1 protein-coding gene is annotated in these 13,474 nt (G+C 70.7%); it reads right to left on the bottom strand.

What is annotated here, in order from left to right:
• Positions 1-471 precede the first annotated feature (471 nt).
• The gene (locus tag N7L95_RS26825; protein ID WP_435870123.1) at positions 472-13,446 is read right to left on the bottom strand and encodes a non-ribosomal peptide synthetase; all 12,975 of its coding nucleotides are present in this window, start codon (positions 13,444-13,446) and stop codon (positions 472-474) included.
• Between the last annotated feature and the right edge of the window lie 28 nt (positions 13,447-13,474).

Here is a 13,474-nt window from a genome sequence, read left to right as displayed (position 1 = left end):
GTCCTCGTAGGACCACGCAGGTAAATAGGACGGAGAAATGACCGGCCCACCAGGCCAGGCTGAAGGCAAAAGAACCGTCACTGAAAGTGCACGAGCGGTCCAGCCTGGGTGCGGCTTCCGCGATCAAGTGTCCGAAAGGACAGTGAACCTTCTTTAGTGAAGATGTGTTTCATCCATGCGGCCGCCATTCACCTGTCATGCGACAGGTAAACCGCGCCACACCAATAAGGGCGACCAGAAGATTAATTCAAGGAACTGTGCCTTTATGGCACAGCGAAGCCCGGCTCACGGCTGCCGAGCCGCAATATGGCGCCGCCCGGGCCCGCTCCTCATATTCATCGCTATTTCCGTTGAACGACGGCTGGCATCAAGATTCGGAAAATGTGCCCCCTCATCGCTTCGACATGAAACCTTTCCGACGTTCGTCGCCTCCGGTTTTCTCCAACAGATTCCAGTCCACCCTGTTCATCCTTACAAGAGCCTTTCGAGTGCCTCGATGTCATCGCTCGAGAATTGCGCCAGCTGGGCATCGAGGATGACTTCGGCCAGGGACGCCAGCGTGGGCGTGGAGAACAGGCGGTGCATTGCGATGTCCACGCCCATTTCGCTGCGCAAGCGCACGACGAGCTTGGTGGCCAGCAGGGAATGCCCGCCCAGCGCGAAGAAGTTGTCGTGCCGGCCCACCCGGTCGACCCGCAGCAACTCGGACCAGGTGAGGGCCAGGGCCGTCTCGGTCTCGCCAACCGGTGCCTCGTAGCGGGCAGCGGCGTCGGCGGGTGCGTCGGGTGCGGGCAATGCGTCGCGGTCGAGCTTGCCGTTGGGCGTGAGCGGCAGCTGCGGCAGCACCATATAGGCCGCCGGCACCATGTACTCCGGCAGCCGCTGCGCCAGGTGGCGCCGCAGCGCCTCGGCCTGCGGCGCCTGGCCGCCGGCCGGCGTCACATACGCCACCAGCCGCTCCTCGCGCGCCAGCACCACCGCCTCGCGCACCTCCGGATGCAGCGCCAGCTGCGCCTCGATCTCGCCCGGCTCGATGCGCAGCCCGCGGATCTTCAGCTGCTGGTCGTTGCGCCCCAGGAACTCCAGCTGACCGTCCGCCAGCCAGCGCGCCAGGTCGCCCGTCCTGTACATCCGCGCCTGCGCGTCCTCGGCGAAGGGATCGCGCACGAAGCGCTCGGCCGTCAGCGCCTGCCGCCCCAGGTAGCCCCGCGCCACGCTCGGCCCGCCGATGTACAGCTCGCCCGCCACCCCGATGGGCACCGGCCGGCCCTGCTCGTCCAGCAGGTAGATGCGGGTGTGGCCGATCGGCCGCCCGATCGTGATCACGCCTGCTTGAGTCGGTGCGCCTGCTTCAGTGGGAGCGCCCACGGCTGGGGCCAGCACGCCTTGCGCCCCCACCGGGCCCGAGGTCGCCACCACCGTGGCCTCCGTCGGCCCGTAGTTGTTCACCAGCGTGTAGCCCGCGCCCGCCGGCGCCCGCTGCCGCAGCCGGTCGCCTCCCACCAGCAGCACCCGCAAGCCCTGCGGCACCTGCCCGCCGGCCAACGCCAGCTCCGCGATCGGCGTCGGCAGGAAGCTCACCGCCAGCGTCTCGGCCTGCCACCACCGCAGCAGCCCCGCCACGTCCTGCGCCACCGCCTGCGGCGCCAGCACCAGCGTCGCCCCCGCGCACAGCGCCGGCCACACCTCCCACGCCGCCGCGTCGAAGCCCAGCCCCGCCACGCTCGACGTGCGCTGCCCCGCCTCCACCCCGAAGGCCTCGTTGTGCCACGCCACCAGCTGCCCCAGCTGCCGGTGCTCCACCATCACCCCCTTGGGCTGCCCCGTCGAGCCCGAGGTGTAGATCACATACGCCAGGTGCCGCGCCTGCAGCCCGTCCGGCGCCAGCTCCTGCGCCGGCTCGCCCGCCCACTCGGGCGCCGCCTGCTGCAGGTCCACCACCGCTGCCGCCCCGCCTTCCAGCGCCGTCCGCCGCTCGGCGTCCGTCAGCACCAGCACCGGCGCGCTGTCCTGCACCAGGTAGGCCAGCCGCTCCCGCGGATAGGCCGCATCCAGCGGCACATACGCACCGCCCGCCTTCCACACCGCCAGCCACGCCACCACCAGCTGCGGCCCGCGTGGCAGGCACACCGCCACCCGGCTGTCCGGCTGCACGCCACGCTGCCTCAGGTAGCGCGCCAGCCGGTTCGCCTCGGCGTTCAGCTGCGCATAGCTCAGCCGCGCCCCGCCCTGCTCCACCGCCACCGCCTCCGGCGTGGCACGCGCCTGCGCCTCGATCAGCTCGTGGATGCAGCGCTCCGGCGGCTGCGCCCGTGCGCTGGCATTCCAGCCTTGCAGCACCTGCTGCCGCTCCGCCTGCGGCATCACCTCCAGCTGCCACAGCGGCGTCTCGGGCGCCGTCTCCAGCGCCTGCACCAGGCTGCGCAGCGCCGTCTCCATGTACTCGCACACCCGCGCGGCCGACACCCCGCTGTCCACCTGCGCCGTCAGCCCGAACCCCTCGCCGTGGTCGTCCACCGACAGGCTCAGCGGGTAGTTCGTCCGCTCCTCGCCTCCCAGGAACTCGATGCCACTCCAGGCCTGCATCGACTGCTCGTCGACCTCTTGTGTCGAACGCGGGCTGTGCCGGAAGTTGAGCAGGGCACTGAACAGCGGTGTCGGCGCCTGCACGCCGCTGCAGCGCTGCGCCAGCGCCAGCGGCGCGTGCTCGTGGCGCAGCAGGCCGGCCAGCCGGCGCTGCGTGGCCAGCACGCCGTCCTGCACCGGCAGGTCGTCCACGTCCATGCGCAGTGGCAAGGTGTTCATGAACACACCCAGGGCCCGGTCGGTTCCGGCGTCGCCACGCATGCGACCGAAGAGGACGGTGCCGAACACCACCGTGCGGCGCCCCGAAAGACGGGCCAGCACCTGGGCGAAAGCCAGGTGGCACAGGCTGGCCGGCGTCACGCCCAGGGCCCGCGCCCAGGCACGCAGCCGGGCGGCCAGCTGGGTGTCCAGCGCTTGCCGGGCCTCCACCACCTGGCGCCCGTCGCCCTGCACGTCGGCCAGGCCGAAGGGGGTGGTGGGCTCGGTGACATCAGCCAGCATCTCGCGGAAGAAGGCCTCGTGCTCCGCCAGCGGCACGCCCTGCCGGGCCTGCACGACGAAGTCGCGGAAGGGCAGCGGCCGGGGCCCTGCCACCGCCTGGTCGCCGTGCAGCAGCTGTGCCTGGATCTCGGCCTGCACCATGCCCAGCGCGGTGTGGTCGATGGCCAGGTGATGGAAGAGCTGCATCAGCAGCCAGCGCCCTTGCGTGTCGGGCGCGACGTACAGGCGCATCAACGGCGCCTGGCGCACATCGATGCGGCTGCGGCGGGGGTCGAAGCGTTCCTGCAGCTGCGAGGCCGGGTCACCCTCGGCGGGGTCCAGCTCGATCAGCTCCACCGCCAGCGGCGCCTGCCGCCAGACCACCTGCACCGGCTCGGGCAAGCCCTCCCACAGCACGGCGGTGCGCAGGATGTCGTGCCGGTCGACCACCGCCTGCAGCGCCCGCAGGTAGCCGTCCAGGCGCTCGTGGTCGTCGAAGCGCAGCAATGCGGGCGTCAGGTAGACGTCGCCCTCGCGCTCCAGCAGGTGGTGGAACAGCAGGCCTTCCTGCAGGGGCGCCAGGGGGTAGATGTCCTGGATGTTGGTGGCGCCGCCGGGCACCGTGGCCACCACCTGCCCGATCTGCTCGCGCGTGAGCTGCACCAGCGTCAGCATCTCCGGCTCGATGGCCTGGCAGCCCGGCGGGATGCGGTTGGGCGGCACCTCGACCACCGCGGCCGCCCCGCCCGCGCTGGCTGCCAGCGCGGCCAGCGTCGGCGTGGCGAACAGCGAGCGCACGTCCAGCGGCAAGCCAGCCTGGCGCATGCGCTCGATCAGCGTCACCGCCAGCAGCGAATGCCCGCCCAGCTCGAAGAAGTTGTCGTGCCGGCCCACCCGCTCCACCTTCAGCAGCTCGGCCCACAGGCCGGCCAGCGTGCGCTCCACCTCGCCTTGCGGCGCCTCGTAGTGGCACGCCGCATACGCCTCGCCTTCCGGCGCGGGCAGCGCGTGGCGATCCAGCTTGCCATTGGGGGTCAACGGCAGCTGTTCCAGCACCACATAGGCGGCCGGCACCATGTACTCCGGCAACTGCTGCGCCAGGTGGTGGCGCAGGGCTTCGGCTTGCAGTGTCGCTTCGGGCTGGGGAGTGAGGTAGGCCACCAGGCGCTTTTCGCCCGGCTGGTCTTCCCGCGCCAGCACCACCGCCTCGCGCACGCCGGCATGCTGCGCCAGCCGCGCCTCGATCTCCCCCAGCTCGATGCGGAAGCCCCGGATCTTCACCTGGTGGTCGTTGCGCCCCAGGTACTCCAGGTTGCCGTCGGCCAGCCACCGGCCCAGGTCGCCCGTCTTGTACATCCGCGCTTGCGGGTCGCTTGCGAACGGGTCCTTCAGGAAGCGCTCCGCCGTCAGCTCCGGGCGGTTCAGGTAGCCACGGGCCACGCCAGCGCCGCCGATGTGGATCTCGCCCGGTACGCCTACCGGCACCGGCCGGCCTTGGCTGTCCAGCAGGTAGATCTTGGTGTTGGCAATGGGCCGGCCAATGTGCGGGGCGAAGCCGTCCTCCCGCTTCATCTCCACCCAGGTCGAGTACGTCGTCGTCTCCGACGGCCCGTACAGGTTGCACACCTGCTCCACGCCAGTGCGCTCGAACAGCACCTCTACCAAGCTGCGCTTCAGTGCTTCTCCAGCCAGGTTCACCGTCTTCACGCTCGCCGGCACCTGATCCGACTCCAGCAAGGCCTGCAGCGCCGAGGGCACCGTGTTGATCAGTGTCACCTCACCCGTGGCTTGCCCTGCTTCCAGTGCATTGCCCACCACTTCCACCGTCGTGCCCACGCTCAGCGGGGCAAAGTACTCGTACACCGCCAGGTCGAAGTTCACCGACGTCGCCCACAGCGTGTGCTTCAGCTGTTCAGCATCGAACGCCTCCGCCGCCCAGCTCAAGAAGTTCACCGCATTGCGGTGCTCGATCGCCACGCCCTTGGGCTGGCCGGTCGAGCCCGACGTGTAGATCACATACGCCAGGTGGGACGGCTGCAACCCGATCGCTGAGCGGGATGGATTGGTCGAAGGTTGAGCAGACCAGCCTGAGGCATTCTGCAAATCAAGGACCGGCACCTGCGCATCGATGCGCTCACGCCCCAGCCCCTGCACCAGCACCACCACCGGCGCGCTGTCCTGCAGCATGTACTGCAGCCGCTCCTTCGGATACGCCGGGTCCAGCGGCACATACGCCCCACCGGCCTTGAGTACCGCCAGCAGCCCCACCGCCAGCTCCAGCCCCCGCTCGCAGCAAAGGCCCACCCGCTCGTCCGGCTTCACCCCCAGCCGTCTGAGCTCATGCGCCAGCCGGTTCGCCTGCTCGTTCAGCTCGCCGTAGCTCAAGCGGCGTTCACCATGCACCACCGCCACCGCTGCCGGCTGCCGTGCCGCCTGCACCTCCACCAGCTCATGCAGGCACAGGTCCTCCGGCACCCACAGCGCCGTCTGGTTCCATCCCTGCAGCACCAGCTGCCGCTCCACCTCCGGCATCACCTCCAGCTGCCCCACCGGCGTCTGCGGCGCGTCCTCCAGCGCCTCCACCAGGCTCCGCAGCGCCTGCTCCATCATCCCGCAGACCCGCTGCGGGTCCACGACTGCGAGCACCTGGGCCGACAGGGCCAGCTCCTCGCCCAGGTCATCCACCGACAGCAAGAGGGGGTAGTTGGTGCGCTCCTGGCCATCCACACCCTCGACGCCCGGCCAGCCGGACTCGTGATCACCAGCCGGTGCCGCGGCGCCTGCATGCCGGTAGTTCAGCAAGGCGCTGAACAGCGGGGCCGGCGCGGCCACCGCGCTGCAGCGCTGTGCCAGCGCGAGCGGCGCATGTTCATGGCGCAGCAACTGCGCCAGTGCGCGATGGGTGCTGGCCAGCGCCTGCCGGGCGCCAGCCTGCTCCAGCTGCAGGCGCAGCGGCAAGGTGTTGAGGAACAGGCCCAGGGCCCGCTCCACCCCCTCGCCTCCCCGCATGCGGCCGAACAGCACGGTGCCGAAGACCACGTCCTGCCGCCCGCACACCCGCGCCAGCACCATGGCGAATGCCAGGTGGCAGGCACTGGCGACACTGACGCCCAGTGCCCGCGCCCGTCGACGCAACCGGCGCGCCAGCGCGGTCGGCAGCGCGCGATGGGCCTCCGCCACACCGGTGCCGCTGCGCTGCACATCGAGCAGGCCAAAGGGCAGGGTGGGCTCGGCCAGGTCGCCCAGCATGCGGCTGAAGAACGCCTCGTGCTCCGCCTGGCTCACACCGCCCAGCGCCTGGGCCACATGGTTGCGGAAGGGCGCGGGCGACGGCAGGCTGGCAGCCGCACCGAGCTGGCCGGCCTTCACCTCCTCGAGCAGCACCTCCAGCGAGGTGTGGTCCAGCACCAGATGATGGAAGCGCAGCATCAGCAACCAGCCCCCGCCAGCGGCCTCCTCGGCGATGCAGGCATCGAGCAGCGGCGCTTGCCGCAGGTCCAGCGGGCGCCGCCTTGGATCAAAGCGTTCATGCAACTGCTGCAAGGGGCTGCCGTCGCCGGGGCGGCACACCATCTGGTGCACCGGCAGCGCGGCGCGGCGCCACACCACCTGCACAGCGGGCGTCACGGCCTCCCAGCAGAAGGCCGTGCGCAGAACGTCGTGGCGGTCGATCACCCGCTGCAGGGCCAGCAGGAAACTGTCGAGGCGGTCCTGGCTGTCGAGCCGGTAGGTGACATGCATCAGGTAGGGATCGCCCGCCTCCGCCATCAGGTGGTGGAAGAGGATGCCCTCCTGCAGCGGAGCCAGCGGATAGATGTCCTGGATGTTGGCCGCCCCGCCCGGCACCTGGGCCACGACCCGCCCGATGGCTTCCTCGTCGAGCGACACCAGGCTCAGCATCTGCGGCTCGATGGCCTGGCAGTCCGGCGGGATGCGGTTGGGCGGCACCTCCACCGCCGCGGCCGGGCCACCGACACTGGCGGCCAGCGTGGCCAAGGTGGGCGAGGCGAACAGCGAGCGCACGTCCAGCGGCAGGCCAGCCTGGCGCATGCGCTCGATCAGCGTCACCGCCAGCAGCGAATGGCCACCCAGCTCGAAGAAGTTGTCATGCCGGCCGACCCGCTGCACCTTCAGCAGCTCGCACCATAGCCGCGCCAGCGTCGCTTCCACCTCGCCTTGCGGCGCCTCGTACCGGCGCGCCGCATACGCCTCGCCTTCCGGCGCGGGCAGCGCCTGGCGGTCCAGCTTGCCATTGGGCGTCAGCGGCAGCTGCTCCAGCACCACATACGCCACCGGCACCATGTACTCGGGCAGTTGCTGCGACAGCTCGCCACGCAGCGCTTCGGCCTCCAGCGCCGCGCCGGGCTGCGCTGTCACATAGGCCACCAGGCGCTTGTCGCCCGGCTGGTCTTCTCGCGCCAGCACCACCGCCTCGCGCACGCCGGCATGCTGCGCCAGCCGCGCTTCGATCTCCCCCAGCTCGATGCGGAAGCCCCGGATCTTCACCTGGTGGTCGTTGCGACCCAGGTACTCCAGCTGGCCGTCCGCCAGCCACCGGCCCAGGTCGCCCGTCTTGTACATCCGCGCTTGCGGGTCGCTTGCGAACGGGTCCTTCAGGAAGCGCTCGGCCGTCAGCTCCGGCCGGTTCAGGTAGCCACGGGCCACCCCGGCGCCGCCGATGTGGATCTCGCCGGGCACACCCATCGGTACTGGCCGGCCTTGCGCGTCCAGCAGGTAGATCTGCGTGTTCGCAATGGGCCGGCCGATGTGCGGGGCGAAGCCGTCCTCCCGCTTCATCTCCACCCACGTCGAGTACGTCGTCGTCTCCGACGGCCCGTACAGGTTGCACACCTGCTCCACGCCCGTGCGCTCGAACAGCGCTTCCACCAGGCTGCGCTTGAGGGCTTCGCCAGCCAAGTTCACCGTCTTCACGCTCGCCGGCACCTGATCCGACTCCAGCAGCGCCTGCAGCGCCGAGGGCACCGTGTTGATCAGCGTCACCTCGCCGGTCGCCTGAGCGGCTTCCAGCGCATTGCCCACCACCTCCACCGTCGTGCCCACGCTCAGCGGTGCAAAGTACTCGTACACCGCCAGGTCGAAGTTCACCGACGTCGCCCACAGCGTGTGCTTCAGCTGTTCAGCGTCGAACGCCTCCGCCGCCCAGCTCAGGAAGTTCACCGCATTGCGGTGCTCGATCGCCACGCCCTTGGGCTGGCCGGTCGAGCCCGACGTGTAGATCACATACGCCAGGTGGGACGGCTGCAGGCCGATCGCTGAGCGGGATGGATTGGTCGAAGGTTGAGCAGACCAGCCTGAGGCATTCTGCAAATCAAGGACCGGCACCTGCGCATCGATGCGCTCCCGCCCCACCCCCTGCACCAGCACCACCACCGGCGCACTGTCCTGCAGCATGTACTGCAGCCGCTCCTTCGGATACGCCGGGTCCAGCGGCACATACGCCCCACCGGCCTTGAGCACCGCCAGCAGCCCCACCGCCAGCTCCAACCCCCGCTCGCAGCAGAGGCCCACCCGCTCGTCCGGCTTCACCCCCAGCCGTCTGAGCTCATGCGCCAGCCGGTTCGCCTGCTCGTTCAGCTCGCCGTAGCTCAAGCGGCGTTCACCATGCACCACCGCCACCGCTGCCGGCTGCCGTGCCGCCTGCACCTCCACCAGCTCATGCAGGCACAGGTCCTCCGGCACCCGCTGCGCCGTCTGGTTCCATCCCTGCAGCACCAGCTGCCGCTCCACCTCCGGCATCACCTCCAGCTGCCCCACCGGCGTCTGCGGCGCGTCCTCCAGCGCCTCCACCAGGCTGCACAGCGCCTGCTCCACCATGGCACACAGCGCCTGTGCGTCAACCGCCGCATCCACCTGCACGGTCAGCCTGAACAGATCGCCCAGGTCGTCCACCGACAGCGTCAAGGGATAGTTGGTGCGCTCCTGCGCCTGCAGCAGCTCGATGCCATCCCAGACCATGGCCGCATCGCCCTCTGCCTCCGGTCCTGCGGCGCTGTCATGCCGGTAGTTGAGCAAGGCACTGAACAGCGGCAGCGACGCCGGCACCCGGCTGCAGCGCTGCGCCAGCGCCAACGGTGCATGCTCGTGCCGCAGCAAGCGCGCCAGCCAGCGCTGCGTCTGCCGCACCGCCTCCTGCACCCCCACCTCGCCCACCTGCAGCTTCAGCGGCAGCGTGTTCAGGAACAGCCCCAGCGCCCGGTCCGCCCCCGCCCCACCCTGCATCCGCCCGAACAGCACCGTGCCGAACACCACCTCCTCGCGCTGGCACACCCGCGCCAGCACCTGCCCATACGCCAGGTGGCACAGGCTCGCCACGCTCACCCCCAGCGCCCGCGCATTCGCCCTCAGCCGCTGCGCCAGCCGCCCCGGCACCTGCCGCTGCGACTGCACGATCGCCCGGCCCTGGCCCTGCACATCGCTCAGCCCATACGGCAGCGTCGCTTCCTCCACCGCCCCCAGCATCTCGCTGAAGAACGCCTGGTGCTCCTGCCTCGACACCGCCAGCCGCGCCTGCGCCACAAAGTCGCGGAACGGCAGCGGCCTCGGCAGGCCCTGCGCCTGCCCCTGCAAGTGCGCCTGGATCTCCTGCAGCAGGATCTCCAGCGTCGTGTGGTCGATCGCCACGTGATGGAACAGCTGCAGTGCCAGCCACCGCCCCTGCGCCCGGTCCTCCGCCACCGCCACCCGCATCAGCGGCGCCTGCTGCAGCGGCAGCACCAGCTGCCCGCCGGCCAGCCGCGCCTGCAGCTGCCCGGCCGCATCGCCCTGCGCTGCGTCCAGCTGCAGCTCCTGCACCACCAGCGGTGCCTGCCGCCACACCACCTGCACCGGCTCGCTCAGGCCCTCCCAGCACAGCGAGGTGCGCAGGATGTCGTGCCGGTCGATCACCGCCTGCAGTGCCTGCAGGTAGCCCTGCAGCCGCTCGCGGCTGTCGAAGGCGAACAGCGCCGGCGTCACGTACACGTCGCCCGACTCCGCCATCAGGTGATGGAACAGGATGCCTTCCTGCAGCGGCGCCAGCGGATAGATGTCCTGGATGTTCGCCGCCCCTCCGGGCACGCCGGCCTCCACCTGCTCGATCTCTTCCCGGCTCAGCGCCACCAGCGTCAGCATCTCCGGCTCGATCGCCCGGCAGCCCGGCGGGATCAGGTTCGCCGGCACTTCGACTTCCACCGGGGCCATGTTTACCTGCCGGGCCAGTGCAGCGAGGGTCGGCGTGGCGAACAGCAAGCGCACGTCCAGCGCGAGCCCGGCCTGGCGCATGCGCTCGATGAGCGTCACCGCCAGCAGCGAGTGGCCGCCCAGCTCGAAGAAGTTGTCCTGCCGCCCGACCCGCTCCACCTTCAGCAGCTCGCACCACAGCCGCGCCAGCGTCGCTTCCACCTCGCCCTGCGGTGCCTCGTAGCGTCGGCTCGCATACGCTCCCGCCTCCGGCACCGGCAGCGCCTGGCGGTCGAGCTTGCCGTTGATGGTCAGCGGCAGCTGCTGCAGCACCACATACGCCGCCGGCACCATGTACTCCGGCAGCTGCTGCGACAGGTGGCTTCTCAGCGCCTCCGCCTCGGGCACCGCTTCGCCAGCGGGAATCACATAGGCCACCAGCCGCTTGGCACCCGGCTCGTCCTGGCGCACCAGCACCACCGCCTCCCGGACCCCGGGATGCTGCACCAGCCGCGCCTCGATCTCGCCCAGCTCGATGCGGAAGCCCCGGATCTTCACCTGGTGGTCATTGCGGCCGACGAACTCCAGCACCCCGTCCGCCCGCCAGCGCCCCAGGTCGCCGCTCTTGTACATCCTCGCCCCGGGCCGCGACGAGAACGGGTCCCGCACGAAGCGCTCGGCCGTCAGCTCCGGCTGGTTCAGGTAGCCCAGCGTCACCCCGTCGCCGCCGATGCAGATCTCCCCGGTCGCCCCCACCGGCACCGGCTCGCCCTGCCCATCCAGCAGGTAGATGCTCGTGTTCGCGATCGGCCGACCAATCGGCACGCCGCGCGCCTGCGCATCCAGCTCCCGGATCTCCCAGGTCGTCGCAAACACCGTCGTCTCGGTCGGCCCGTAGCCGTTGACCAGGTGCTGCGGCGGACTGTCCCTCAGCACCTGCGCCACCACCCGCGCATCCAGCGCATCGCCGCCCACCAGCAGGTAGCGCAGCCGCCGGAACACCTCGCCCAGCGCCTGCGCGTACTGGTTGAACAGCCCCACCGTCAGCCACAGCACGTTCACCTCCTGCTGCAGCAGCCGTCGCTTGAACGCCTCCGGATCCAGCACCTCGCGCTGCTCGATGGCCACCACGCACGCCCCGTTCAGCAGCGGCACCCACAGCTCCAGCGTGTTCGCGTCCCAGGCCGGGTTGGAGATGTAGCCAAACCGGTCGCCTTCGCCCAGCTCCGCCCAGCCGTTGTTCAGCGCCACCCGCGCAATCGCGCGGTGCGGCACCATCACGCCCTTGGGCTGCCCGGTGGAGCCCGAGGTGTAGGTGATGTGCGCCACCGACTCCGCGTCCACCGCCAGCCCCAGGTCCTCCTGCGGCTGCTGCGCCAGCTCCGCTGCCAGCCTGGCCAGCACCAGCTGCTGCACGCCCTCGACCTCCGGCAGCTCCAGCCCCGCCTCGCACAGCAGCAGCTGCGCCCCGCAGTCCTGCACGATGTAGCGCTGGCGCGCCTGCGGCGCATGCCGGTCCAGCGTCACGAAGGCCGCCCCGGCCTTGAGCACCGCCAGCTGGGCCACCACCATCTCGATGGAGCGCTCCAGCAGCACCGCCACCCGCGCGCCCGGCCTCACGCCGCGCTGCACCAGGCCATGCGCCAGCTGGTTCGCCTGCGCGTTGAGCTGGGCATAGCTCAGCTGCCGCTCGCCATGCACCACCGCCGGCGCGTCCGGCCGCGCCACCGCATGCGCTTCCACCAGCGAGGGCAGGCTGGCCTGCCTTGGATAGGGCGCTTCCGTGCGGTTCCAGCCTTGCAACAGCTGCTGCCGCTCGGACTCGGGCAACGCCGGCACGCGGCGGCAAGGCGTGGACGGGGCACGCTCCAGTGCATCCACCAGCCGGGACAGCGCGGTCACCATGAAGGCGCACACCCGCTCCGCGTCGATGGATGGCCGCACCTGGGCCGTCAACCTGAACCCCGTGCCCAGGTCGTCCACATTCATGCAGCAGGGATAGTGGGTGCGCTCCTGCGCGCCCAGCAGCTCCACGCCCCGGGGCATCTGCGCCCGCGCGGCCTGCGAGCCGGCGTCGACGTTGTGCCGGTAGTTCAGCAAGGCCGTGAACAGCGGCGCCGGCGCCGCCACCCCGCTGCAGCGCTGTGCCTGCACCAGCGGTGCGTGCTCGTGCCGCAACAGCTGTGCGAGCAGCTGGTGCACCCGGCGCACGCCGTCGCGCACGCTGTCCTCGCCCACCGTCACACGCAGCGGCAAGGTATTGATGAACAGCCCCAGGCCGCGGCCGGCCCGATCGCCGCCCTGCAGCCGGCCGAACAGAAGGGTGCCGAACACCACATCCTGCCGCCCGCACACGCTGGCCAGCACCAGGGCCCACGCCAGGTGGCAGACGCTGGCGGTGCTCACCCCATGGGCCCGTGCCTGCTCGCGCAAGCGCCCGGCCAGAGCGGCGTCGAGCAGCACCGTCGCTTCCCGCGAGGCAGCGGCATCGGCGTGCGACGCCGCCCGCTCCGCGGTGTCGAAGGGTGCAGTGGGCTCACTGATGTCGCCCAGCATGCCGGTGAAGAACGCCTCGTCATCCGCGCTGCGCCGGCCGCGCCGGCTGTGCGCGACGAACTCGCGATACGGCGTCGGCGTCGGCAGCTGCGCACCCCGGCCATCGAGCAGGGCATGCACCTCGTCCTGCACCAGGTCGAGCGCCGCATGGTCGAGCACCAGGTGGTGGAACACCAGCGACATCACCCAGCGGCCCTGCCGCCGGTCAGGCATGAACCAGGCGCCCAGCAGCGGCGCCCGCCGCAGCTCGATGGACAGGCGGCCGTCCTGCAGGGCCGCCTGCAGCTGGACGACCGGGTCGTCGTCCCTGCCCGGGTCGGCGGCCAGCGCTTGCACCGGCAGCGTCGCCTGCCGCCACACCACCTGCACCGGCTCGGGCAGTCCTTGCCACAGCACGGCGCTGCGCAGGATGTCGTGCCGGTCCAGCACGGCCTGCAAGGCCTGCAGGTAGGCGTCGAGCCGGTCGCGGCTGTCGAAGCTGTAGAACACCTGCAGCAGGTAGGGATCGTCCCCGGGTGCCATCCGGTGGTGGAAGAGGATGCCCTCCTGCAGCGGTGCCAGCGGATAGATGTCCTGCACATTGGCGGCGCCCCCGGGGACACTGGCCACGATGCGGTCGATGTCGGCCTGCGTGAGCTGCAGCAAGGGCAGCATCCCGGGCGTGATGGTGGTG

The organism is Eleftheria terrae, from assembly GCF_030419005.1.
Taxonomy (GTDB): Bacteria; Pseudomonadota; Gammaproteobacteria; order Burkholderiales; family Burkholderiaceae_C; genus Caldimonas; species Caldimonas terrae.
Note: the sequence above shows the minus strand (reverse complement) of the source record. Positions and strands in the feature narration are given on the sequence as shown.